Genomic DNA, 21,700 nt, shown 5'->3' on the forward strand with positions numbered 1-21,700 from the left:
GAGTTTGCGCATGACCACGCGCCACCTTGGCATGGATTGGCTGCGGATCGGGGCGTTCGGGCTGCTGATCCTCTATCATATCGGCATGTATTTCGTGCCGTGGGGCTGGCACGTCAAAATCGACCCGGTGATCGACTGGGTCGCGATCCCGATGCGGGCGACGAACAGTTGGCGGCTGCCGCTGCTGTTCCTCGTGTCGGGCTATGCAAGCGCGGCGCTGTTCGCGAAGCTTGGAGGCGGCGGCGCGTTCGTGCGGTCGCGTAGCGCGCGATTGCTGATCCCGCTCGCCTTCGGCATCGTCGTCGTGATCCCTCCGCAGCCGTGGATCGAATTGATGGTTCAGCACGGCTATCGCGGCGGTTTCGTGCATTTTTGGACGCAAGATTATTTCCGCTTTGGCGCGCTCGACGGTATTATACTGCCGACGTGGCAGCATCTGTGGTTCGTCGTCTATCTCTGGGTCTATACGCTGCTCGCGGCGGGGGTGATGGTATGGTTCCCCGAAACGCTGCGCGCGCGGCTCGCCGACGGCGCGGCGCGTCTGCTCAAGGGATGGCGCATGTTGACGGTGCCGCTTGCGGGGTGGCTGCTGATCTATGCGCTCTTCCCCGAACATGACGAAACGCACGCGCTGGTCGACGACGGGCCGTCGCATCTTCATTATCTGATACCGTTCGCCATCGGTTGGCTGCTCCGCGTCCGGCCGGAGCTGTTTGCCGCGGTCGCGCGCTGCTGGCGGGCGGGGCTGGCAATCGCGATCGCGGCCTTTGCCTTTGTGAGCTGGGTCGAATGGAACTGGCCCGGCAAAATTCCCGCACCCGACTGGGTCGGCATCCCCTTCGACGTCGCGCGGCTGGTGCAGGGCTGGGCAATGATCGTCGCGCTCGTCGGCATCGCCGATCGCTTCTGGAACCGCGAGCATCGCTGGCGCACCACGCTGGCCGAGGCGGTCTTTCCCTTTTACATCGTCCACCAGACGATCATCGTCGTGGCAGGCTGGCTATTGCTGCGGGCGGAGGTGACGGCGCTGCCCTCCTTCCTGACCCTCGTTTCGGTCACCGTTGCGGGATGCTGGCTTTTTTACGCGATCGGGCGCAGCATCGGATGGCTGCGCCCGCTGATCGGGCTGCAACGCAGATAGGGGGAGGGAGATGATGGGCGTGGTCAAAGGGTTGATGGCGGTCGTCGGGATTGCCGCGATCATGATGGGAGCGCTGTGGATATTGCAGGGGCTCGATATCGTGCGCTGGCCGTCGAGCAGCTTCATGCTGGGCGATCTGACATGGACGCGCAACGGAACGGTGCTGGCCCTGATCGGCGTTGCGCTCGTCTGGTTCGCGCGCAAGCGGTGAGCAGTATCGACTACAATCGTAGTTGACGTGTATTGGTGAAATGATACACCTCCTGGCGAACCGGGGTTTGTTTGGAGGATTTCATGATTCGTACCGCGCTTCTCGCGTCCGGCCTTTTCGTCGGTGCCGGACTTGCCACGCTTCCCATAGTCGCGCCGCCCGCGGCGTTGGCGGCCGAAACCGTTTCCCCGGATCAGATCGCCGAAAATTACGCGAAGCTGCTCGAGGACGATTATGTCTATGCCGATATCGGCAAACGCTATGCCGACGCGTTGCGCGCAGGGATTGCGTCAGGACGTTTTGCGAAGCTGACCGGCGAAGAACTTGCCCGGGCGCTTGAAACGACGGTGCAGTCGGTTTCGCCCGACGGGCATATCCGCGTGCGCGCGGGGGTCACTGCGCCGCCGCCGGGCGCGGGCAGCGCGCCGCCGATGCCTGCACCGATCGAGCAGGCTGGCTGGATCGCGCCGGGCATCGCCTATATCCGCTTCAATGGCTTCCCTCACGACGACGCGACGACCGCGGCTGCGGCAAAGTTCATGGCCGACCATGCCGATGCGAAGGCGATCATTTACGATATCCGGACCCACAATGGCGGCGGCATGGCGCAGATGGACGCGATGTTTCCGTGGCTGTTCGACAAGCCGACGCGGCTCGTCACGATGGCGGTGCGCGCCTCGGTCGATGCCAAGGGCTTCATGCTCGGCGACGGCCCGACGTTGCGCCGCGTCAAGGGCGATCCGGCGATGGTGACGCGCGAACATTGGGTGATGCCGAATGAAGACAAAAGGCTGCGCGATGCCGAGGTCTATCTGCTCACCTCGGGCGCATCGCGGTCGGCGGCGGAGCATTTCGCCCTGTCGATGAAACATACGGGACGCGCCAAACTGATCGGCGCTGCGACGGGCGGCGCAAACCATTTCGGCGGCGGGCAGGAACTCGGCGGAGATTTCGGCGCCTTCATCCCGGTCGGGCGCACCTATGATCCGGTGACGGGCAAGGATTGGGAAGGCGACGGCGTCCAGCCCGACGTCGACGTCGCGCCCGAACGCGCGCTCGAAGTCGCGCTCACCGACCTCGGCATCGCGGCGGACGAAGCAAAACGCCTGTCCGACGCCCATATGCCGACGCGGTCGATGGAGCGACGCAAGCCGAAGGTCGCGACCACAGCCAAATGAAATGACCTCCCCCGGTCCGCGATTGCGGGCCGGGGAGCGTCGTCCTATTTGTCCAGCGAGAAGCTCGTCGAGGACAGGAATTTCCAGTTGCTGCCGCTGCGCACCAGCGTTTCGACGATTGCTTCCTTGGACCAGTCGGGCTTTTCGGTGCCACGCTGCGTCACGATCGTCAGCGCATAGGTGACGACCGCTGTGTTGCCGCTGAGCGAAATCGACTGCGGGCTCAGCTCATATTGCAGCGTCTTGCCCTGGCCGTTCTGGAACTTGGTCCAGCGGATCGCCGAATCCTTGCCGCGCGGCCCGGCATATTCGGACGACCAGACGACCATTTGCGGGTCGGCGTAGTCGGCGGGCCATTTGCCATTCTGTGCGACATCGTCGACCCAGCTTTGTTCGATGACTTTCCATGCTGCGGCCTGTTCGGCCGACCATGTCGGCATCTGGGCGTGTGCGACCTGCGCCGCGCCCATAAGGAAAAGCGCCGCCGAAGCGGTCAAAAACTTGGTCTGCATTATGTGTCCCCGTCAATGCCGGTCCCCGTGTCGGGTGACCGGACCGCTCGCGTTGGGCGAGCATCCATGCGGCCCCGGGCGCATCAGACCATGTTTTCGACGTGGCGGCAAATATCGCGTCTTGGCGATTGGAATGCCGCTATTTTTCCGACAGGTCACCCAGCCGGGACGGCGAACCGCGCCAGCGCGTCGCCATCGACTCGCATTACCGTCCATTCGTCCATCATCCGCGCGCCGAGGCTTTTGTAGAAACCGATCGCCGGTTCGTTCCAGTCGAGCACCGACCATTCGAGCCGCGCGCAGTCGCGTTCGATGCACAATCTTGCCAGATGGGCGAGGAGTGCCTTGCCAAGCCCCGACCCGCGCGCTTCGGGACGGACGAACAGGTCTTCGAGGTAGATGCCGGGACGCCCCTCGAAGGTCGAGAAATTGTGGAAGAAGAGCGCGAAGCCCTGCGGCGACCCGTCGATCTCTCCGATGATCACTTCGGCATAGGGGCGTGGGCCGAAGAGGTTTTCGCCGAGCTTTGCCTCGTCGAAACGGACTTCGTGCGACAGCTTTTCATAATCGGCGAGGTCGCGGATGAACCCAGCGATCAGCGGCAGGTCGGCGGCGGTGGCGAGGCGGATGGTCAGGGTCATCAGTTCGGATCTTGGCGTTCGTGAATTCGAGTAGCGTCAATCATTCGTTCAAGCAGGCCTATCATCACTTCCATAAGCTCATCTTCCGCCTTGAAAGCCTTTTCCTGATGTTCTTGAGCCTTCTTTTCGTTACCTCTCCTGTACAGGTCTTGTGATCGATTCAGATGTACGCGTTGCCGAAACGAGCTTTCCAAGGCAACACCGATCGAATCCGATACTGATTTTGGAAAAATGAGCTGTGCTTGCTGGAAAGCGAGAATAAGTTCCTGCCATTCCTCGTCTTCGATGCGTGCGTCGCGTGACCAAGCGGATGAAACTCTTCTTATTATTGCTATGCATTCAAGGCGACGATCAAGAAGTTCATTTCTGAACGCCTGTTCCCTTAGTCCAAAATCTCGAGATGTTTGGGCCTCGTGGAATCGCTGATTTTGTTCCTGAATCTTTAGCTGTCGATGACCTATGCTCCAAGCAGCGATAACGGCAGCCAAACCAGTCAGGAGGGTGGCAAAAGCCTCCCATGAAAATGCTGACCAGTATATTGTCACGCCGCCTTGCCGTGCGCGACGTCCATGCTCACCGAATGGCCCGCGTCGATCTCGGCCGCCTTGGCCTCGACCAGCTTGACGATATGGCCGATCATGTCGGCGTCGGCGACATGGTGGTCGGTGACGCCCGAGAGATAGACCATATGCTTGCCGTTGCCGCCTCCGGTGATGCCGATGTCGGTTTCGCGCGCTTCGCCGGGGCCGTTGACGACGCAGCCCAATACCGAGAGGCTCATCGGGGTCTTGATGTGGCCGAGCGCGTCTTCGAGCGCTTGCACGGTGCGGATCACGTCGAAGCCCTGCCGCGCGCAGCTGGGGCAGGAGACGACGCGGACGCCGCGGGTGCGCAGGCCGAGGCTTTTGAGGATTTCATAGCCGACGCGCACTTCCTCTTCGGGCTCGGCCGACAGGCTGACGCGGATCGTGTCGCCGATGCCGGCCCAGAGGAGGTTGCCGATGCCGAGTGCGCTTTTGACGGTGCCGCCGATCAGGCCGCCCGCTTCGGTAATGCCAAGGTGGAGCGGGCAATCGACCGCGTCGGCGAGCTGCATATAGGCGGCAACCGCGAGGAAGACGTCGCTTGCCTTCACCGCGACCTTATAATCGTGGAAGTCGTGATCCTGGAGCAGCTTGATATGGTCGAGCGCGCTTTCGACGAGCGCCTCGGGGCACGGCTCGCCATATTTTTCGAGCAGATCCTTTTCGAGGCTGCCCGCATTGACGCCGATGCGGATTGCGCAGCCGTTCGCCTTGGCAGCGCGGACGACTTCGCCGACGCGCTCGCTGCTGCCGATATTGCCGGGGTTGATGCGCAGGCAGGCGGCGCCGGCGTCGGCGGCTTCGAGCGCGCGCTTATAATGGAAATGGATGTCGGCGATAATCGGGATGCGCGCCGCACGCACGATCTGGCCGAGCGCCGCCGTGCTGTCGGTGTCGGGGCAGGAGACGCGGATCAGGTCGGCACCCGCCTCCTCGCAGCGGCGGATCTGGTCGATCGTCGCGACCGCATCGCTCGTCAGCGTGTTGGTCATCGTCTGCACCGTGATCGGCGCGCCGCCGCCGACGGGGACGTTGCCGACCATGATCTGGCGGCAGTCGCGCCGCGCAATGTCGCGCCAGGGGCGCAGGCCGGGATTGTGATCGCTCATAGGGCTGCTCGAAACATGGGGTTGCGCTGCTCTTTAGCCTTGCGCGCCACGAATGGCAAAGCCGCAACGCGCCGAGGCGCCTTGTGGCGTGGAAGCCACAATCGCGCGTTCTTCTTTGCCTGTTGTGAAATTTTAATTGTACGCGGCGAGCAAATGAGCAATTTTCCGCGCGTCCGGGTCACAAGCCCCACGAGAGAGGCGAGGGCACGGACCGCAGGATTGGACATCCGGATCATCAATAAGGGGGTAAACCCAATGAAATTTGTTACCAAGACCTGCTTCGGGATTCTTCTTGCCGCGTCTGCCATGTCGACGCCGGCGCTTGCCCAGGATGCGCCGTCCGGGCCCCTCTCGCTTTCGGGCGGGATTGATGTCGTGTCGGATTATCGCTTTCGCGGAATTTCGCTGTCGAACGAAAAGGTTGCCGTCCAGCCCAGTCTGACGCTGAGCCACGAGAGCGGTTTATATGTCAGCACCTGGGGATCGTCGCTTCCCGACAGCCCGCTCTACGGCAAGTTCGAGCTCGACCTGATCGCCGGATTCTCGACCGAACTCGCACCCGGAACGTCGGTCGACCTCAATGCCACTTATTACACCTATCCGGGCAATCGCGACTGGGCGGGGCCGAGCGACTATGTCGAGTTCATCGGTTCGCTTTCGCACGACATCGGGCCGGTGTCGGCATCGGGCACCGTGGCCTATGCGCCCAAGCAGAGCTCGCTTGGAGACAACGACAATATCTACCTCAACTTCGGCCTTTCGTCGGGCATTCCCGACACGCCGGTCACGCTGTCGGCGAACCTCGGTTATACCGACGGCTCACTCGGCGGCGTTTCGGCCGACGGCAATTATCTCGATTGGTCGCTCGGCGCATCCTTCGCCGCCGACATTTTCACCTTCTCGGTGAATTATATCGACACCGACGTGAAGAAGACGGGGGTGAAGGCCGTCGACACGCTGTACGATCCGACCGTCGTATTCACCCTGGGCGTCGCTTTCTGACGAGGCGCGACCCGGTCGCCGAATGATCCCGGACCGCTCGCGGCCCATTTGGACGCGAGCGGCCGCATTTCGGTGACGCAATTTTGTTTCGACAGAAACCATTATCGCGTAATTCTTTGTTGCAGAAATGTCACATTGAGATTTTTAACGCCTGATATTTGGCTTTCGGGGTTGTGCGCTGCAGCATAATTCTCGACACAGGGGGCACGCGAGGTTGACCGGCCCGATAGAGGCTGACTGCTCGCAGCAGGTAGGGACGATCCTTTCGACCTTTTAAGGGGATCAACCCATGAAGACTCTCTCCCGCGCATGCCTCGGCATGCTTCTCGCCGCTTCGGCGCTTCCCGCAACGGCTTATGCCCAAGAGGAATCGAGCGACGGCATTTCCGTTTCGGGCAATGCGACCGTCGTCAGCGATTACCGCTTCCGCGGCTTCAGCCAATCGAACGAAGAGGCTGCCATTCAGGGCGGCTTCGACATCGCGCACGACAGCGGCCTCTATGTCGGTACCTGGGGGTCGAGCATCGGCTTTGCCAACGGCACCGAAATCGACGTCTATGGCGGTTTCGCCACCGAAGTGACACCGGGGCTGACCGCCGATATCGGTGCGACGCTCTATCTCTATCCCGGCGGCGGCGGCGATACGTCGATCATCGAACCTTATTTCTCGCTGTCGGGCGACGTCGGCCCGGCATCGCTCAAGACGGGTATCGCCTGGGCGCCCGGCGGGCAGGATTCGCTCGGCGATGCCAGCGCCGTCTATGTCTATGGCGACGTCGGCGTCGGGATTCCCGACACCCCGTTCACGCTGACGGGCCACCTCGGCTATGCCAAGAGCGACAGCTTCCTCGGCGGCCTCGACGGCGAAGTCGTCGATTATTCGATCGGCATCGAGGCGAGCTGGAAAATCCTGACGCTGGGTGTTGCCTATGTGAACACCGACGAAACCAAGGCCGGTGGCTGGAAGGAAGGCATCGGCGCTGACGGAGCCGTAGTCTTTTCGCTCGGCGCGTCTTTCTGACGCCCGGCGATGGGGCGGCCTCTGGGGGGAGGCCGCCCCTTTCCCTATCGCCAGCGAAGATTGTGGGGGCCGAGATCCGCGAGGGTCTTGGCCCCCATCAATTTCATGCCCCTTTCGATCTCGGCGCGCAGCAGCGCCAGCGCCCGCGCGACACCGGCCTCGCCCGCCGCGGCGAGCGCATAGAGGTAGAGGCGCCCGCCCGAACAGGCTTTGGCGCCCACCGACAGCGCTTTCAGCACATGCGTGCCGCGCGTGATGCCGCCGTCGCAGATCACCTCGACCCTGTCGCCGACCGCATCGACGATTTCGGCGAGCGCGTCGAAGGGCGCGATGCTGCCGTCGAGCTGGCGTCCGCCATGGTTCGACACCATGATCGCCGTCGCGCCGATGTCGGCCGCGCGGCGCGCATCTTCGACCGCGACGATGCCCTTCAGGCAAAAGGGGCCGTCCCACGCCTTGCGGATCGCCTCGGCGCGCTTCCAGTCGAGGCTCTGGTCGAGCATCGAGGTGAAATAATCGGCGACCGATTTGGGGACGCTCGATCCTTCGGACACATGGGTGGCGAGGTTCGGTAGGCTGAATTTTTCGCGGAGCAGATAGTTGAGCCCCCATCCGGGCTTGGCGGCATAGCTCAGCATGTTGCGCGGCGTGAAGCGCGGCGGCGAGGTGAAGCCCGAGCGCAGGCAGCGCTCGCGATTGCCGCCGACGATCGTATCGACGGTGAGCGCGACGGCGTCGAACTTCGCGTCGCGTGCTGCCTCCAGCATCGCATGGTTCAGCCCCTCATCCTTGTGGACATAGAGCTGGAACATCTTCGGCCCGGCGGTCAGCGCACCCGCTTCGGCAAGACCGACGGTCGCAAGGCTCGATATGCCCGCCATCGTCCCCGCATCGGCCGCGGCGCGCAGCACCGCGCGCTCGCCCTGCCAGTGAAAAAGGCGCTGGAGCGCGGTGGGGGACAGGAACAGCGGCATCGCCATCTCGCGCCCGAACAAGGTCGTGCGCATGTCGACGCTCGCGACCCCAGCGAGCACGCGCGGGACGAGGTCGCAACTGTCAAACGCGTCGCGATTGCGCCGCCGCGTCACTTCGTCGTCGGCGGCGCCGTCGATATAGTCGAACACCGGCCACGGCAGACGCCGCTTCGCGAGCGTGCGGAAATCGTCGATATTGTGGCAGTCGGTGAGTTTCATTCTGGCCCCGATTTTTTTCTCGTCATTGCGAGCGTAGCGAAGCAATCTCCAGCCCTCAATGTTGAGCGGGGCCGAGGGCTGGAGATTGCGTCGTCGCTTCGCTCCTCGCAATGACGCGAGTCTCAGAAAACCGTCCGCCCAGCCACGGTGCCCTTGCTCGCAAAGCTGAAGCGCGGCTCGATCGCGAGGTCCTTGTCCAATATATGCGCCGCGACGCGCTTGCCGACCGCGGGGCCGTTCTTGAACCCGTGCCCCGATCCGCCGCCGACGAGCCACACGCGTTCCTGCCCCGGAAAGCGGTCGATCAGATAGTCGCCGTTCGAGCTATTTTCATATTGGCAGACGCGCCCGCCGATCAGCGGTGCGTCGGCGAGGCCGGGGAAGCGGCGCGCGACATAGGCGCGTGCTGCCGCGATGCCCGCCGGTGTCAGGCTGCGGTCCATCGTATCGGGGTCGACGACGGGACCATGCGTATCGAACGCGATCTTGAAGCCGGCGCCTTCGATATCGGGGATGCCGTACACGATGCGGCCGTTGTTGAAATCGGCCCAGACGGGGAGCTCGGGCGGCGCGAAGCGCGTGTCGCCCTGCGGCGCGCCGAAATGGTAGACCTCCTGCCGCGTCGCGACGATCCGTCCCATCAATTGCTGCGGGAAAAGTTCGGCGATCCAGGGGCCGCAGGCATAGACGAGATGGTCGGCGGTGCCGCCGTCGGGCAGCGTGTGGCGCTTGATGCGTTTCGAAAAGAGCGGAGCGGGCATCACCACACGCTCGACCTCGATCCGCGCATCGGCGATCACCTCCTGCACGCCGCGCCCGGCGATCAGCGCGCCGCTCTCGGTTTCGAGCAGCCCGGTTTCGCCCTGATAAAATTGGATCTGGCGGTATTTTTCCTGGAGCCAGCGAACGTCGCCGACCTGATGCGGAACATCGTTCGCGTGAAGCCATGCGCGCGATTGCGCGGTATAGCGGTCGCCTTCGGGCGCGAACCACAGCACGCCGGTCTTGTGAAAGATCGGGGCGCTCGCGCTGTCGGAGAGGTCTTTCCAATATTCGAGCGAGTCGCGCGCCATCTGTGAATAGATGGCGTCGGCGCCATAGCCCATGCGGATGACGCGGCTCTCGCCCCCCGACGAGGCGCGCCAGTGGCCTGCGCCATAGGCGTCGAACAGCCGCACCGACTTGCCCGCGCGGACAAGGTGCCATGCCGTCCACGCGCCGAACACGCCCGCGCCGATGACCGCAACATCGACATGCTGCACCTTCGGCCGCGCGGGCTTGCGCCTCTTTGAGCGGCGCTCGCTGCGCTCGGCCGCCGCAGCACTCGCCGCCACCGGCAGCGCGGCGAGGCCGGTCAAAAGCGCGCGGCGCGTAGGGACGTTATCGGCCACCAGTCCCCGCTTCGTTCTTCTTGTAATAGCGATAACCCCCGATCCAGGTTTCGAGCGGCGCCATGCGGCGGATTTCGTCGGGGCTCGCGAGCATCGGGTCGCTGTCGAGGATCAGGAAATCGGCGCGCATACCGGGCATCAGCGTCCCGATGCGGTCCTCGGCATAGCCCGCGAAGGCGGCGGTGCGCGTAAAGCCGTCGAGCGCGGTCTCGCGGCTTACCGTCTCCTCGGGCCGCCAGCCGCCGAAGGGCTGGCCCGCCGCGTCGGTGCGCGAAATGGCGACCGCGAGCCCCGCGAAGGGGTTGGCGCTTTCGACCGGCACGTCGGACCCGAAGGCGAGCCGTGCGCCCGCTTTCTCGAGGCTGCGCCACGCATAGGCGCCGGTCAGCCGCGCGGGGCCGAGCCGCGCTTCGGCCATCGTCCGGTCGCTCGTCTGGTGGACCGGCTGCATCGAGGCGACGACCTTGAGGCTTGCGAAGCGCGCGATGTCGGCGGGGTCGATCACCTGCGCATGTTCGATCCGCCAGCGGCGCTCGCCGGGGAGGTCGGTCGTGAGGTCGGCGATCGCGTCGAGCGCCTCGGCATTGGCGGCGTCGCCGATGGCATGGATCGCGACCTGGAACTTGTCCATCGACGCGCGCACCATCTTGTTGCGCAGCTGCGCGGGGGTGAGGAGCGGCAGGCCTTTCTGCCCCGGCGCATCGGCATAGGGCGCCTTCAACCACGCGCCGCGCGAACCGAGCGCACCGTCGAGATAGAGTTTCACCCCAACCATACGGAGCCGGTCGTCATAGAGCCACGGCGTCGGTTCGGGACCGGCGATCATCGCCATATTGTCGATGTCGCCGCCATAGGAGAGGATGCGAACCGCAAGCTGCTTCTTGTCGCCCGCACGGCGATAGGCCTGCCAATCCTCGATCGTCGTCCCCATGTCGGCAATCGCGGTGACGCCCTGTTCGATGAGCTTCGCCTGCGCGAGGAGCAGCGCGCGGTCGAGATCGCGCGCGAGCGGTTTGGGCTTGGCACCGTCGATCAGGCTCATCGCCGCGTCGACGAAGACGCCGCTCGGCTTGCCGCCCTCCATCTCGATGCGCCCGCCCTCGGGCGACTTGCTTGCGGTGCTGATCTTTGCAGCCGCCATCGCGGCGCTGTTCGCCCAGCCGGCGTGGCCGTCGATCCGTTCGAGCCAGACAGGGCGGTTCGGCACTGCGGCGTCGAGGTCGGCGGCGGTCGGGAAGCGGCCGAGCCCCCATTTCTCCTGGTTCCAGCCCCGCCCGATGATCCACGGCATTTCAGGATTTTCGGCGGCATATTGGCGGATCGCCGCCTGCGCCTCGGCAAGGCTGCGCGTCTCCGAAAGGTCGAGCAGCATGAGCTGAAACCCCAGTCCCATGACATGACCGTGCGCATCGATCAGTCCGGGGATGAGCGTGCGGCCCTTGCCATCCTCCTTGAAGTCGGGGCGTTCGGGGCGCTTGTCCTTGCGGTCGAGCAGTTCCTTGACCTTGCCGTCCTCGTCGATGACGAGGCCGGTGAAACGCACGAGCCTGCCATTCTGGTCGAGCGTGATGCCGTTGACATTGTCGACGAGCGTGTCGGCCTGCGCGGGGGCGGTGAGGGCGAAGGCGAGCGCGGCGATAGCCATGATCCCCGCCTTCCCCTTCAGGGGAGGGCAGCGAGACTTGCGAACTTGTTCGCTAGTCGCAGCGGGTGGGGGGCATCGATCTTGCGCAAGGCCGATGGACCCCACCCCAACCCCTCCCCTGAAGGGGAGGGGCTTTAGGTTCTTCAACCCCCTCACTTCGGCAACCGCGTCACGAGCGAGCTCGTGTCCTTGCGGCCGCCGCCCGCCTTTTGCACATCGGCGTAGAATTGATCGACGAGCGCCGCGACGGGGATCGTCGCGCCGTTCGAGCGTGCCTCTTCGAGCGCGAGGCCCAGATCCTTGCGCATCCAGTCGACCGCAAAGCCGAAGTCGAACTCGTCCTTCGCCATCGTCCCCCAGCGATTGAGCATCTGCCAGCTCGCCGCGGCCCCCCCCGAGACGGCCTCGAACACCTTGTCGGTATCGAGCTTTGACGCCTGCGCGAAACGCAGTGCTTCGGACAGGCCCTGGATGACGCCGGCAATCGCGATCTGGTTGACCATCTTTGTCGTCTGCCCCGCGCCCGGGCCGCCGATATGGACGATGCGCCCTGCATAGGCGCGCATCACCGGCTCGGCCGCCGCGAAAGCGGCTTCGGTGCCGCCGCACATGATCGACAGCGTGCCCGCTTGCGCGCCCGATTCGCCGCCCGAGACGGGGGCGTCGACGCAGCGAATGCCGTGGCTCTGCCCTTCGACCGACAGCTGGCGCGCGAGACGCGCCGATACCGTCGTATGGTCGACGAACAGCGCGCCCTTGGCCATCGCGGCAAAGGCGCCGTCGCGGCCGAGCGTCACCTGCGCGAGATCGTCGTCGTTGCCGACGCAGCTTAGCACCACATCGGCGTCCTGCGCGGCCTCGGCGGGTGTGGCAACCGCGGTTCCGCCGTGGCGTTCGGCCCAGGCGTCGGCCTTTGCGCGGGTGCGATTATAGACGGTGACGGTATGGCCCGCCTTGACGAGATGGCCCGCCATCGGTCCGCCCATGACGCCGGTGCCGATGAAGCCTATGCGCAATTTTCGTTCGCTCATGGGGTGGTCCATAGCATTGTTTGCTTCGTGCGCCAGATGGGCTAGGGCCAGCCGCGCTATGACCGATCAGCTCGCCCCGACCGCCGCCGCCGATTTTCCGGCGATCGCCCTCGACGATGTGCGCGCGGCGGCGGCGCGAATTAATGGCGCGGTCGTGCGCACCCCGACGCTGAAGTCGCAGACGCTGTCCGAACTTGTCGGTGCCGAAGTCTGGCTGAAGTTCGAGAATCTGCAGTTCACGGCGGCGTATAAGGAGCGCGGTGCGCTGAACGCGCTGCTGCTGCTCGACGACGAAGCAAGGGCGCGCGGCGCAATCGCGGCATCGGCGGGCAATCACGCGCAGGGCCTTGCCTATCACGGTAAAAGGCTCGGCGTCCCGGTGACGATCGTGATGCCAAAGACGACGCCGCAGGTGAAGGTGTCGCAGACCGCGAGCCATGGCGCGACGATCGTGCTTCACGGCGAAACTTTCGACGATGCCTATGCCCATGCGCGCCAGCTCGAGGTCGAGCGCGGGCTGACCTTCGTTCACCCCTTCGACCATCCGCACGTCGCGGCGGGGCAGGGGACGGTCGCGCTCGAAATGCTCGAGGATGTGCCCGAACTCGATACGCTGATCGTTCCGATCGGCGGCGGCGGGCTGCTTGCGGGCATGGGCACCGCGGCGCGCGGGATCAAGAATGACATGCGGCTGGTCGGCGTGCAGGCGGAGCTTTATCCGTCGATGTATGCCGAGCTCAACGGCGTCGACATGGCGTGCGAGGGCGACACGCTCGCCGAAGGCATCGCGGTCAAGGCGCCGGGTTCGTACACCCGCAAGCTTGTCGCCGAACTCAACGACGACATCGTGCTCGTCGCCGAACGCCATCTCGAGCGCGCGGTCAGCCTGCTCCTCCAGATCGAAAAGACGGTGGTCGAGGGCGCAGGCGCGGCGGGGCTCGCGGCGATGCTCGCGCACCCCGAGGAATTTGCCGGGCGCAAGGTCGGACTTGTCCTGACCGGCGGCAACATCGACACGCGCCTGCTCGCGAACGTCCTGCTGCGCGACCTTGCGCGCTCGGGCCGCATCGCGCGGCTGCGCATCCGGTTGCAGGATCGGCCCGGCGCGCTGTTCAAGGTGATGAAGCTGTTCGACGAGAAGCAGGTCAATATCATCGAAATCTATCACCAGCGCATCTTCACGACGCTCCCCGCCAAGGGGCTGATCACCGACATCGAATGCGAAGCGCGCGACCGCGAGCATCTCGACAGCCTGGTCGAGGCGCTGCGCGCTGCGGGCTATATGGTAACGACGGTCGAGTTGGCTTAGCCCGCTATCGTCATTGCGAGGAGCGAAGCGACACGGCAATCTACAGCTATCGGGCTAGCGTGATCGCGATGGCTGGAGATTGCTTCGCTCCGCTCGCAATGACGTCTTCTCTGGTCATCCGGTTTGTGCGCTAGGAACGACGCATGAAAGATTTCTCTCTCCCCCTCACCGCCACCCCCGACAGCATCGACGAACTCGGCCATGTCAACAATGCCGTGTGGGTCCAGTGGATCCAGCAGGTCGCGACCGGCCATTGGGCGGCCGCGGCGCCGCAAGCGCACAAGGATGCCTATATCTGGGTGATCGTGCGGCACGAGATCGATTACCTCCGCCCGCTCGGCCCCGGTGAGACAGTGACCGGGCGGACGTGGGTCGCCGACAAGCCGCACGGGGCGAAATTCGATCGCTTCGTCGAGTTTACCGGCGAGGACGGCAAGGTGCATGTCCGCGCCCGCACGGTATGGGCGATGCTCGACAAGGCGAGCGGACGGCCCGTGCGGATCACCGACGAAATTGCCGCGCCTTTTCTGGGTTAGGTCGGTTCCCAACGCGTCGCGCGGCGGAAACATCGACGTCGGTCGTCAGGCATATGCGACCCAGCCTCGCCAGGTAAAAGCCGCATAAAATTGTTCGATACCCGTGAAGCCTGCCGCGCGCAGCACCGCTTCATCTTCTTCGGGGCTCAGCATTGCGACATGCGTGGCGACCGCCTGCCGTCCCTTGGCCACCTGTTCCGGGTCGCCGCCCGAGGCGATGGCGTAGGATGCGTAACGGTCGAGCCAGCGGTCGCGTTCGCCGATGCCTTGCGGAAAGCTGCCATGCGCTGCAACAAAAGGCGCTCCGGGTTTGAGGCGGCGGCGGATTTCGGCGCCGGTGCGGATGCGCTCCGATCGATCGAGGAAGTGCAGAGTGAGCAGGCACACGGCTCCATCGAACGGCCCGGCGGGTGCATCGTTGATGATGCCTTCGATCAGCTCGGCGCGCGGCGCATCCGCGCCCATGACCCGCGCCGCAAGGTCGAGCATCGGCCCTGCGGGATCGACGCCGACAAACCGCCAGCCGGGATAGGCTTCGGCCATCGCCTTCATTTCGCTGCCGCCGCCTGCACCAAGCACAAGGATGTGCGCGTCTTTGGGTACGCGCTCGGCGAGCAGGAGTCCGGTCATGCGGTGGAGCCCGTCGAGGCCGGGGACGAAGCGCCGGGGCCCCTCGGTATAGCGCGCGACCGCGGCAGGGTCTTTGAAGCTGTCGAGGAAATGCTGGGCGCCTTCAGCCATGATGTTGCTCCGGTGCTTTGGGGGATCGCGCGGCCATGCGTTCATGAAAATCAGCAGCGAGCTGCGCGAGGGTAACCTCGGTGAAACGGGCAAGCAGCAGCGCTTCGGCATCGTGAAAGCTCGCGTCGAGCGCCGCGTTGACCGCCTGTTCGACCATACAGCCGGGCGCTTCGGTGCGGTTGCTCATCGCCATCAGGGTGGGCTGCCCGATCGCGTCATAGACGTCGCGCATCGTGATGTCGGCGAGATCACCCGCGATCATCCAGCCGCCGCCATGGCCCTTTTCGCTATGCACGAATCCCGCGTCGCGCAGTCCGCCAAGGATACGGCGGATCACGACTGGGTGCGTCTGCATCGCCTTCGCCAGCTGCTCCGACGTCATCGGCGCGCCTTGCTCGGCCATATGGAGGAGGACGTGGAGCACGCCTGAGAGTCGACTGTCGCGCTTCATGTAACTTTAAATAGTGCGTGAAATCATTCCGTCAATCCATAGATGGCGAGATATGCAGATTCGTTCCGCCACGCCCGCCGATGCCGCCGCGATCTGGGCGATCATCGGCCCGACGATCCGCGCGGGCGAAACCTATACGCTCGACCGTGACATGAGCGAGGCGGAAGCGCTCGCCTATTGGTTCGGGGCGGGCAAGGCGGTGTTTGTCGCCGAAGCCGATGGCGCGATCCTGGGCACTTATTATCTGCGCGCCAATCAGGCGGGCGGCGGCGCGCATGTCGCGAACGCCGGCTATGTCACCGGCGCGCAGGCAAGTGGGCGCGGGGTGGCGCGCGCGATGTGTCTGCATTCGCTGGAACAGGCGAAGATGCGCGGATTTCAGGCCATGCAGTTCAACTTCGTCGTGAGCAGCAATGTCCGCGCCGTGGGCCTGTGGGAGTCGATGGGCTTTGAAATCGTCGGCCGGCTTCCCGCGGCTTTCGAACACCCGGTCGAGGGCCGGGTCGATGCGCTCGTGATGTACCGGACGCTCTAGCCGACTAGCGTGCGACCACTGCGATGCGGTGGCGGTGGACCCATCCCGATGCGCAGGTCGATGCGAGGCGTCGGTCGAGGCCGCCCGTCGTGCCGCGGCACGAATGGCGCCCGTCGGCATAATGGACCTGGAACCATTCGGCATTGCCGGCACAGACGAACACCGGCGATCCTGCCTTGATCTTTGCCGTCTTGCGCGCGCCCATCGACGGCGAGCGATAGACCCAGACGCTGCGGTCGCGGCGCGATCCGGCGACGACCGCATAGTTGCACAGCGCGGGCGCGCTCGCAGCTTGCAGCGTCATCGCCAGCGCGGTCATCGTCGTCAGCATCGGCCCTTGTCCTTCGCCATCAGGGTGAACGTGCCGTTTAACAGCCTATTCTATGTCTTCGGTTAACGCCTTGACGATCGCGGCGACCGAGGTGGGGGCATAGGCGAAGCCCATATGGCCGCAGTCAACCTCGACCTGCCGGTCGCTTTCGTGCGGCGTGCCGCGCGCGCTGTTCACTGCGACCACGCCGTCATATTTGGACCAGAGCGCAAAGGTCGGCATTTCGGGGCGCGGTGCGGGGTGAAAGTCGATCGGCGGATTGTCGACCGGATGCCGCGCAATCAAGTGATAAAGCCGCCACGCCCGGTTGGCGCGGCGGCTGCCCGAAAAGGGCGAGCCGAGCGTGACGACGCGCGCGACCTTGCCCGGATGGTGCTTGGCATATTCGCGTGCATAAATGCCGCCGAGGCTCCACCCGACGAGTGCCGGGACGTGACCGGTGCGGTCGATGATCCATTGCACGCGGGTGTCGATACGCTCGATGATGTCGGGGGTCGCGCCGCGGTTAAAGCCTAGCCCCCAAGCATAGCAGCGAAAGCCCGCGCGGCGCAGGTCGGCGCGCAGCGCCTTGGTCGCCCAGTCTCCCGACAGAAAGCCGGGGAGCACCATCACCGGCGGATGCTCGCTGTCGGGGTTCGGCTCCGCCGGCATAGGGCGCACACGTCCACCGATGGCGCGCATCAGCGATCCGATCTCGCGCCACAGCAGCTTGAGCGGCGGCGGTGCGTCGGGATCGGGGATGCGCGCGGGCCATTCGGCGCGGCGGGAGAGAAACGAACGGATCATTGCGTCGGCGCTATTCAACCTTTGGGCACGAGTTGCACCAGCTTGCCCTCGTCACCGTCGGTAAGCAGCCAGATCGTGCCGTCCTCGCGCACTTCGACCTCGCGCACGCGCGTCCCCAAATCCCAACGGTCGCTCTTGTGAAGCGTATCACCTTCGATTGCGAGGCGGATCAGCCCCTGACCCGACAGCGCCCCCGTCAGCAGGCTGTTCTTCCAGCCCGGATAGCGATCGCCGCCGTACCAGACGAGTCCCGCGGGCGAGATCGACGGGTTCCACCAGAGCTTGGGGGCAGCAAATTCGGGGCGCGTCGGATGGTCGGGAATGTCGCCGCCATTATAATGATCGCCGTTCGAAACGACCGGATAACCGTAATTGGCGCCGCGTTCGACAAGATTGACCTCGTCGCCGCCGCGCGGGCCCATCTCATGATTCCACAGCCGTCCTTCGCCGTCGAACACGATGCCAAGGACATTGCGGTGGCCGAGCGACCAGATTTGCGCCGCCACACCGCCTTGCGAAGCAAAGGGGTTGTCGGCGGGCACGCTGCCGTCGGGGTTCAGGCGGACGATCTTGCCGAGGTTGGCGTTCATATCCTGCGCCGGATCGAACTTTTGCCGTTCGCCCGACCCGATGAAGAGATATTGGCCATCGGGGGAGAAGGCGAGGCGGTGCGAATAATGGCCGCGCCCCGTGACCTTCGGGCTCTGCTTCCAGATAATCTCCAGCCCCTCGAGCCGGGGCGCCTCGCCCTGCACCAGCTTGGCGCGTCCGACGACCGCGCCATAAGTGCCGCCGTCGCCCGCCTCCGCCCAGCTGAGGTAAACCATGCCGCTGGACGCGAAATCGGGGGCCAGCACGACGTCGCCGAAGCCCCCTTGTCCGCCATAGGCGACGGTGGGAACACCCGCGACGTCGAGCGTTGCGCCGCCCTCTTGCCAGAGTTTCAGTTTCCCGGCTTTTTCGGTGACCAGCGCGAGGCGCGTTCCGGGCAGGAAGGTCATCGCCCAGGGTTCGTCGAAGCTCGCGACCTCACGCAGCGTGAACGGGGCTTCGGCGACCGGTGCTGCGGGGTGCGCGCCGGACGCGTCGCGCGCGCTCGAATCGCCGGAAGCGGCGCTCGTCGCGGGGCCTGCCGAGCACGCGGCCACGATCAATGCGGTGGAAAGAGCAAGGGTGGGTCGTCGGGTCATTCTCGATCTCGCTTTCGCTTCGCTGGGGATGCTCCAGACTGGCGTGTCGGAGCCGCAAAGTCGAGTGGATCTCAGCGGTTTCCGGAGCCGCGGCGCGTGGCGATTTCGTCGACGCTGTCCATGATCGCGTCGATCGCTTCGCTCGCTGGGGGGGCTTCGGCGCGTTTCTGGGAAAATTGCCCGCGCCGCATAATTTCCTCGAGCGCGGTTCGCGCCCGCGACACGCGGCTCTTCATCGTGCCGAGCGCGCAGTCGCAGATGTTGGCCGCTTCCTCATAGGACATGCCACCCGCACCGACGAGGATCAGCGCCTCGCGCTGATCCTGCGGCAATTCCATCAACGCGCGCTGCAGGTCGGCCATCTCGCCCGAATCTTCCTGTGCAGCAGGAGTGGCCAGCGTGCGCTCGACGGCATTTTCGTCATAATCGCCGCGAAACTTGTTGCGCCGCATCTGCGACAGGAAAGTGTTGCGCAGGATCACGAAGGTCCATGCCTTGATCGAGGTTCCGCGCTCGAAACGGTCTCGCGACGCCCACGCCTTGACCATCGTGTCCTGGGTCAGATCGTCGGCGAGGTCGGGGTTGCCCGACAGGCTGCGGCCATAGGCGCGCAAGTGCGGGATGACCCCGGCGAGCAACGCCTTGAACTCGCTGTCCGACAGGCCCTTGTCGTCCTGCGATCGTGAATGGTGCCGAAACCGGGCAGCGCGGGACGGAAGCATTATCGCTTCGAACTCTTCAGGTCGATCTGCGACAACAGGTCGAGCATGGAATCGGGCAGTTTTTCCGCGACAATATTTCCATAGATCATGCGCAGCTTGGCGCTGACCGGTTCGGGCGATTGCCGGCCCGTCAGCGCGCGATGCCACTGATCGCTCCCGGTGCCGGGGAAGCTGCCGGTGGACTGACGCGGCTCTTCGTCGCGCATCGGTTCGCGCGGTCGATCGCCATTCATCCGGTTGTTGCCGTGGGTCGCCATGTCGATTGAACGAGAGAAGTGCGCTGGGGTTCCCCGCAGGTTGTTTTTTGCGACGAATGCGTTGCCAGGGTGCAACACTGTGCCTAGGTTCCGGGTCAGTTGAGGGGGGCGGGGCGCTTGATTTCGGTTATATATGTGAGCGTCGCCGATCCGATGATCGGCGAAGGCGAGATCGCCGATATCGTGAAAACGGCCCAGCGAAACAACGCCCGCGACGATATAACGGGCGCGCTCATCTACAATGGCCAGAACTTCATGCAGCTGCTCGAAGGGCCCGCCTCGAAAGTCGACGCATGTCTTGCCGCGATCCGCGACGACCGGCGGCATAGCGGGATGGTCGAGATACGGCGGCGCGCCATCGATTGCCGTGATTTTGCGCAATGGTCGATGCTGTACGAGCCGCGATTCGATGGCGATCCCGACCGTATTTCCAGGCTGGGCATGAAGGGCCGGATCGACACCGGCGACGAGCGCATCCTCTCCAACTTTCTTGCGCTCGGAAGGCGCCGGTGACGTAGCGGTGTCCTGCCGGCTTTTGCGCATGATTGTCGGTTCCGGTTTGCATCGCCGCCGCGAGGCGCTAAGCCTGTTGCGGGGTTCCACCGGGGGCGCCCCCGAACAAAGGTCATATTATCAGCGAGATAGTTCCTCAACCGCTCGATGACGCCAGTTTCAAGAACGAGCTGGCGGCGATGCTTCCGCATTTGCGCGCCTTTGGACGCAGTCTGTGCGGTAATCCCGACATGGCCGACGATCTGGTGCAGGAAACCATGATGAAGGCGTGGAAGGCGCGCGCAAGCTATATCCCGGGGCCTTCGACGATGAAGAGCTGGGCCTTTGTTATCCTGCGCAATTGCTTTCTGTCGCAGATGCGGCGCAAGAAATTCACCGCCGAATATGACGAACTTGCCGCCGAGCGATTGCTGGTCGCACCGGACGATCAGAACGACAGCCTGCATCTTGCCGATGTCCAGCGCGCGCTGTTGATGTTGCCGGTCGATCAGCGCGAGGCGCTGGTACTGATCGGCGCCGGCCAATTATCCTATGAAGAGGGCGCGGCGATTTGCGGCTGCGCGGTCGGTACGATGAAGAGCCGCGTGTCGCGCGCGCGCACGGCGCTGCAGGCGATCCTCGACGGCAACGATCTGGCGCCGCGTAGCGAGGGGGACACGGTGCCGAGCGAAGCGTTCGCGACGATCATGGCAACAGTCGACGAATTGTCCGCAGGCGGCGGCGCGACGGACTAGCGGCGCGACCCTATGCCGCGAGTTGCGGCGTGAAAAGCAGGCTCTGGCTGATCGCCGCGCGCACCGTATTGTCGCGAAACGGCTTGGAAATCAGGAAGGTCGGTTCGACGCAGTGCCCGGTGAGCAGCCGTTCCGGAAAGGCTGTGACAAAGATTGTCGGCACCGGAGCAATCGCCAATATGTCTTGGACCGCATCGATTCCCGACGAACCGTCGGCGAGTTGGATGTCGGCAAGGACAAGCCCCGCTTCGCTGTTTTCGAACGCGGCGACCGCATCGCTGTGCGTCGTGGCGATGCCCGCGACCTCGTGGCCGAGTTCGCGAACGATCTGCTCAAGTTCCATAGCGATGAGCGGCTCGTCCTCGATGATGAGGACCGATGTGCGCGCTTCGCGGTCGATGTCGGCAATGGCTTCGGTCAAGAGGCTTTCGACGGTGGCATCGTCGGTGCCGGTTATCGTCGCGGTTTCCTCGACCGAAAAGCCTTCGAGCGCGGTCAGCAGCAGCATTTGCCGACCGAGCGGCGTGATGCGCGCAAGGCGCTGGCCGGCCGCGCGAATGATGGGATCTTGCTCATCGTCGCCCTCGCCATCCTCGATGAAGGCGCTTTCCCAGATACGGTGGAAATTGCGGTACAGGTCGACGCGCGTATCGTTGCCGGCGTGAAATTCGTCGGGCGCTGCGACGATCACCTCGAGCGTCGTGTGAACGAAATTGTCGCCATGCTGCTGACTTCCCGTCAGCGCGCGCGCGTAGCGGCGCAGGAACGGAAGATGTCCGCGAATTTCATCGCCAAGACTCATGATGTGACCTCCCACTTGAACGGCTCATACGCACCCCGCGCGATCCGGTTCCAATGCGGGCAACGCGGTCCGTTGATATTTCCTGCAACTTGTATGAAGGCCACGCGTAGAGTCTGCCGGGGCGCGCTGAAAGC

At 64.4% G+C, this 21,700-nt stretch carries 26 protein-coding genes; 10 read left to right on the plus strand and 16 right to left on the minus strand.

The features are described 5' to 3' along the window. Nucleotides 1–10: 10 nt before the first annotated feature. From H7692_RS13910 to H7692_RS13920, 3 genes are all read left to right on the plus strand, one after another. Nucleotides 11–1,141, plus strand: coding sequence for an acyltransferase family protein (locus H7692_RS13910; RefSeq protein ID WP_222137172.1), 1,131 nt, complete (start codon nucleotides 11–13; stop codon nucleotides 1,139–1,141). A 10-nt stretch (nucleotides 1,142–1,151) separates the two neighbouring features. Continuing rightward, entirely contained in the window at nucleotides 1,152–1,352 is a 201-nt protein-coding gene (locus tag H7692_RS13915) for a hypothetical protein (protein ID WP_227340384.1), read from the plus strand. A gap of 83 nt (nucleotides 1,353–1,435) precedes the next feature. Then, nucleotides 1,436–2,530: a S41 family peptidase gene (locus tag H7692_RS13920; protein ID WP_222137173.1), complete on the plus strand. Its 1,095-nt coding sequence runs from the start codon at nucleotides 1,436–1,438 to the stop codon at nucleotides 2,528–2,530. A gap of 44 nt (nucleotides 2,531–2,574) precedes the next feature. Here H7692_RS13920 and H7692_RS13925 read toward each other — a convergent pair whose 3' ends face one another. The 4 genes from H7692_RS13925 to ispG all read right to left on the minus strand — a co-directional run bounded on the left by H7692_RS13925 (nucleotide 2,575) and on the right by ispG (nucleotide 5,376). Then, on the minus strand, nucleotides 2,575–3,042 hold the full coding sequence (locus tag H7692_RS13925; protein WP_201927699.1) for a hypothetical protein: 468 nt from the start codon (nucleotides 3,040–3,042) through the stop codon (nucleotides 2,575–2,577). A gap of 155 nt (nucleotides 3,043–3,197) precedes the next feature. Further along, a complete protein-coding gene (locus H7692_RS13930; protein ID WP_201927698.1) occupies nucleotides 3,198–3,683 on the minus strand; it encodes a GNAT family N-acetyltransferase in 486 nt (161 codons plus the stop codon). Next, a complete protein-coding gene (locus tag H7692_RS13935; RefSeq protein WP_222137174.1) occupies nucleotides 3,683–4,171 on the minus strand; it encodes a hypothetical protein in 489 nt (162 codons plus the stop codon). The genes H7692_RS13930 and H7692_RS13935 overlap by 1 nt, the downstream gene beginning before the upstream one ends. Before the next feature lie 53 nt (nucleotides 4,172–4,224). Continuing rightward, nucleotides 4,225–5,376, minus strand: a complete 1,152-nt coding sequence (ispG, locus tag H7692_RS13940; protein ID WP_222137175.1) for a flavodoxin-dependent (E)-4-hydroxy-3-methylbut-2-enyl-diphosphate synthase — start codon at nucleotides 5,374–5,376, stop codon at nucleotides 4,225–4,227. A 255-nt stretch (nucleotides 5,377–5,631) separates the two neighbouring features. Here ispG and H7692_RS13945 point away from each other — a divergent pair, with 255 nt between their 5' ends. Then, nucleotides 5,632–6,378, plus strand: coding sequence for a TorF family putative porin (locus H7692_RS13945; RefSeq protein ID WP_222137176.1), 747 nt, complete (start codon nucleotides 5,632–5,634; stop codon nucleotides 6,376–6,378). 289 nt (nucleotides 6,379–6,667) lie between these two features. Next, complete coding sequence (locus tag H7692_RS13950) at nucleotides 6,668–7,399, plus strand: TorF family putative porin (protein ID WP_222137177.1); 732 nt, start codon at nucleotides 6,668–6,670, stop codon at nucleotides 7,397–7,399. Nucleotides 7,400–7,443: 44 nt separating this feature from the next. Here H7692_RS13950 and H7692_RS13955 read toward each other — a convergent pair whose 3' ends face one another. The 4 genes from H7692_RS13955 to H7692_RS13970 form a co-directional block, all read right to left on the minus strand. Beyond that, nucleotides 7,444–8,592, minus strand: coding sequence for an alpha-hydroxy acid oxidase (locus tag H7692_RS13955; RefSeq protein ID WP_222137178.1), 1,149 nt, complete (start codon nucleotides 8,590–8,592; stop codon nucleotides 7,444–7,446). A 122-nt stretch (nucleotides 8,593–8,714) separates the two neighbouring features. Beyond that, complete coding sequence (locus H7692_RS13960) at nucleotides 8,715–9,983, minus strand: FAD-dependent oxidoreductase (RefSeq protein WP_227340385.1); 1,269 nt, start codon at nucleotides 9,981–9,983, stop codon at nucleotides 8,715–8,717. Then, nucleotides 9,973–11,628, minus strand: coding sequence for an amidohydrolase (locus tag H7692_RS13965; protein WP_227340386.1), 1,656 nt, complete (start codon nucleotides 11,626–11,628; stop codon nucleotides 9,973–9,975). Before H7692_RS13965 ends, H7692_RS13960 begins: the two co-directional genes overlap by 11 nt. 152 nt (nucleotides 11,629–11,780) lie before the next feature. After that, the gene (locus H7692_RS13970) at nucleotides 11,781–12,659 is read right to left on the minus strand and encodes an NAD(P)-dependent oxidoreductase (RefSeq protein ID WP_227340387.1); all 879 of its coding nucleotides are present in this window, start codon (nucleotides 12,657–12,659) and stop codon (nucleotides 11,781–11,783) included. Nucleotides 12,660–12,717: 58 nt separating this feature from the next. Here H7692_RS13970 and H7692_RS13975 point away from each other — a divergent pair, with 58 nt between their 5' ends. Both H7692_RS13975 and H7692_RS13980 read left to right on the plus strand, forming a co-directional pair. After that, complete coding sequence (locus tag H7692_RS13975; RefSeq protein ID WP_222137182.1) at nucleotides 12,718–13,968, plus strand: threonine ammonia-lyase; 1,251 nt, start codon at nucleotides 12,718–12,720, stop codon at nucleotides 13,966–13,968. A 143-nt stretch (nucleotides 13,969–14,111) separates the two neighbouring features. Continuing rightward, nucleotides 14,112–14,504 (plus strand): acyl-CoA thioesterase, encoded by a 393-nt coding sequence (locus tag H7692_RS13980; protein WP_227340388.1) that lies wholly within the window; start codon nucleotides 14,112–14,114, stop codon nucleotides 14,502–14,504. A 45-nt stretch (nucleotides 14,505–14,549) separates the two neighbouring features. Here H7692_RS13980 and H7692_RS13985 read toward each other — a convergent pair whose 3' ends face one another. Both H7692_RS13985 and H7692_RS13990 read right to left on the minus strand, forming a co-directional pair. Beyond that, complete coding sequence (locus H7692_RS13985) at nucleotides 14,550–15,245, minus strand: class I SAM-dependent methyltransferase (RefSeq protein ID WP_201927678.1); 696 nt, start codon at nucleotides 15,243–15,245, stop codon at nucleotides 14,550–14,552. Beyond that, nucleotides 15,238–15,696, minus strand: a complete 459-nt coding sequence (locus H7692_RS13990; protein WP_222137183.1) for an RrF2 family transcriptional regulator — start codon at nucleotides 15,694–15,696, stop codon at nucleotides 15,238–15,240. The genes H7692_RS13985 and H7692_RS13990 overlap by 8 nt, the downstream gene beginning before the upstream one ends. A gap of 52 nt (nucleotides 15,697–15,748) precedes the next feature. Here H7692_RS13990 and H7692_RS13995 point away from each other — a divergent pair, with 52 nt between their 5' ends. Beyond that, nucleotides 15,749–16,231, plus strand: coding sequence for a GNAT family N-acetyltransferase (locus tag H7692_RS13995; RefSeq protein WP_222137184.1), 483 nt, complete (start codon nucleotides 15,749–15,751; stop codon nucleotides 16,229–16,231). Nucleotides 16,232–16,235: 4 nt separating this feature from the next. Here the strand turns inward: H7692_RS13995 and H7692_RS14000 are convergent, their stop codons facing one another. From H7692_RS14000 to H7692_RS14020, 5 genes are all read right to left on the minus strand, one after another. After that, nucleotides 16,236–16,562, minus strand: a complete 327-nt coding sequence (locus H7692_RS14000) for a hypothetical protein (RefSeq protein ID WP_222137185.1) — start codon at nucleotides 16,560–16,562, stop codon at nucleotides 16,236–16,238. A 45-nt stretch (nucleotides 16,563–16,607) separates the two neighbouring features. Then, nucleotides 16,608–17,348: an esterase/lipase family protein gene (locus H7692_RS14005; RefSeq protein WP_201927671.1), complete on the minus strand. Its 741-nt coding sequence runs from the start codon at nucleotides 17,346–17,348 to the stop codon at nucleotides 16,608–16,610. Between the two features lie 14 nt (nucleotides 17,349–17,362). Then, entirely contained in the window at nucleotides 17,363–18,538 is a 1,176-nt protein-coding gene (locus H7692_RS14010) for a PQQ-dependent sugar dehydrogenase (protein WP_227340389.1), read from the minus strand. A gap of 71 nt (nucleotides 18,539–18,609) precedes the next feature. Continuing rightward, nucleotides 18,610–19,260 carry a sigma-70 family RNA polymerase sigma factor gene (locus H7692_RS14015; RefSeq protein WP_222137187.1) on the minus strand — a complete coding sequence of 217 codons (651 nt, stop codon included), beginning with the start codon at nucleotides 19,258–19,260 and terminating at the stop codon, nucleotides 18,610–18,612. Then, nucleotides 19,260–19,517, minus strand: a complete 258-nt coding sequence (locus H7692_RS14020; RefSeq protein ID WP_222137188.1) for a hypothetical protein — start codon at nucleotides 19,515–19,517, stop codon at nucleotides 19,260–19,262. The genes H7692_RS14015 and H7692_RS14020 overlap by 1 nt, the downstream gene beginning before the upstream one ends. Before the next feature lie 153 nt (nucleotides 19,518–19,670). Here H7692_RS14020 and H7692_RS14025 point away from each other — a divergent pair, with 153 nt between their 5' ends. Beyond that, nucleotides 19,671–20,030, plus strand: coding sequence for a BLUF domain-containing protein (locus tag H7692_RS14025; RefSeq protein WP_261312322.1), 360 nt, complete (start codon nucleotides 19,671–19,673; stop codon nucleotides 20,028–20,030). A gap of 179 nt (nucleotides 20,031–20,209) precedes the next feature. Beyond that, nucleotides 20,210–20,764: a sigma-70 family RNA polymerase sigma factor gene (locus tag H7692_RS14030; protein ID WP_201927666.1), complete on the plus strand. Its 555-nt coding sequence runs from the start codon at nucleotides 20,210–20,212 to the stop codon at nucleotides 20,762–20,764. A gap of 10 nt (nucleotides 20,765–20,774) precedes the next feature. Here the strand turns inward: H7692_RS14030 and H7692_RS14035 are convergent, their stop codons facing one another. Continuing rightward, complete coding sequence (locus tag H7692_RS14035) at nucleotides 20,775–21,566, minus strand: response regulator (protein ID WP_222137190.1); 792 nt, start codon at nucleotides 21,564–21,566, stop codon at nucleotides 20,775–20,777. Nucleotides 21,567–21,700 lie beyond the last annotated feature (134 nt).

The organism is Sphingopyxis sp. P8, from assembly GCF_020622175.1.
Classification (GTDB): domain Bacteria; phylum Pseudomonadota; class Alphaproteobacteria; order Sphingomonadales; family Sphingomonadaceae; genus Sphingopyxis; species Sphingopyxis jiangsuensis.

What these genes read in the sequence shown, in the direction of transcription:
- H7692_RS14000 (WP_222137185.1), bottom strand. Translation starts at nt 16,562, where the DNA reads ATGCTGACGACGATGACCGCGCTGGCGATGACGCTGCAAGCTGCGAGC.
- H7692_RS13910 (WP_222137172.1), top strand. Translation starts at nt 11, where the DNA reads ATGACCACGCGCCACCTTGGCATGGATTGGCTGCGGATCGGGGCGTTC.
- H7692_RS13975 (WP_222137182.1), top strand. Translation starts at nt 12,718, where the DNA reads ATGACCGATCAGCTCGCCCCGACCGCCGCCGCCGATTTTCCGGCGATC.
- H7692_RS14005 (WP_201927671.1), bottom strand. Translation starts at nt 17,348, where the DNA reads ATGATCCGTTCGTTTCTCTCCCGCCGCGCCGAATGGCCCGCGCGCATC.
- ispG (WP_222137175.1), bottom strand. Translation starts at nt 5,376, where the DNA reads ATGAGCGATCACAATCCCGGCCTGCGCCCCTGGCGCGACATTGCGCGG.
- H7692_RS13965 (WP_227340386.1), bottom strand. Translation starts at nt 11,628, where the DNA reads ATGGCTATCGCCGCGCTCGCCTTCGCCCTCACCGCCCCCGCGCAGGCC.
- H7692_RS13970 (WP_227340387.1), bottom strand. Translation starts at nt 12,659, where the DNA reads ATGAGCGAACGAAAATTGCGCATAGGCTTCATCGGCACCGGCGTCATG.
- H7692_RS13920 (WP_222137173.1), top strand. Translation starts at nt 1,436, where the DNA reads ATGATTCGTACCGCGCTTCTCGCGTCCGGCCTTTTCGTCGGTGCCGGA.
- H7692_RS14035 (WP_222137190.1), bottom strand. Translation starts at nt 21,566, where the DNA reads ATGAGTCTTGGCGATGAAATTCGCGGACATCTTCCGTTCCTGCGCCGC.
- H7692_RS14020 (WP_222137188.1), bottom strand. Translation starts at nt 19,517, where the DNA reads ATGGCGACCCACGGCAACAACCGGATGAATGGCGATCGACCGCGCGAA.
- H7692_RS13950 (WP_222137177.1), top strand. Translation starts at nt 6,668, where the DNA reads ATGAAGACTCTCTCCCGCGCATGCCTCGGCATGCTTCTCGCCGCTTCG.
- H7692_RS13925 (WP_201927699.1), bottom strand. Translation starts at nt 3,042, where the DNA reads ATGCAGACCAAGTTTTTGACCGCTTCGGCGGCGCTTTTCCTTATGGGC.
- H7692_RS14030 (WP_201927666.1), top strand. Translation starts at nt 20,210, where the DNA reads ATGCTTCCGCATTTGCGCGCCTTTGGACGCAGTCTGTGCGGTAATCCC.
- H7692_RS14015 (WP_222137187.1), bottom strand. Translation starts at nt 19,260, where the DNA reads ATGCTTCCGTCCCGCGCTGCCCGGTTTCGGCACCATTCACGATCGCAG.
- H7692_RS13980 (WP_227340388.1), top strand. Translation starts at nt 14,112, where the DNA reads ATGAAAGATTTCTCTCTCCCCCTCACCGCCACCCCCGACAGCATCGAC.
- H7692_RS13945 (WP_222137176.1), top strand. Translation starts at nt 5,632, where the DNA reads ATGAAATTTGTTACCAAGACCTGCTTCGGGATTCTTCTTGCCGCGTCT.
- H7692_RS13990 (WP_222137183.1), bottom strand. Translation starts at nt 15,696, where the DNA reads ATGAAGCGCGACAGTCGACTCTCAGGCGTGCTCCACGTCCTCCTCCAT.
- H7692_RS13995 (WP_222137184.1), top strand. Translation starts at nt 15,749, where the DNA reads ATGCAGATTCGTTCCGCCACGCCCGCCGATGCCGCCGCGATCTGGGCG.
- H7692_RS13915 (WP_227340384.1), top strand. Translation starts at nt 1,152, where the DNA reads ATGATGGGCGTGGTCAAAGGGTTGATGGCGGTCGTCGGGATTGCCGCG.
- H7692_RS13985 (WP_201927678.1), bottom strand. Translation starts at nt 15,245, where the DNA reads ATGGCTGAAGGCGCCCAGCATTTCCTCGACAGCTTCAAAGACCCTGCC.
- H7692_RS13955 (WP_222137178.1), bottom strand. Translation starts at nt 8,592, where the DNA reads ATGAAACTCACCGACTGCCACAATATCGACGATTTCCGCACGCTCGCG.
- H7692_RS13930 (WP_201927698.1), bottom strand. Translation starts at nt 3,683, where the DNA reads ATGACCCTGACCATCCGCCTCGCCACCGCCGCCGACCTGCCGCTGATC.
- H7692_RS14010 (WP_227340389.1), bottom strand. Translation starts at nt 18,538, where the DNA reads ATGACCCGACGACCCACCCTTGCTCTTTCCACCGCATTGATCGTGGCC.
- H7692_RS14025 (WP_261312322.1), top strand. Translation starts at nt 19,671, where the DNA reads ATGATCGGCGAAGGCGAGATCGCCGATATCGTGAAAACGGCCCAGCGA.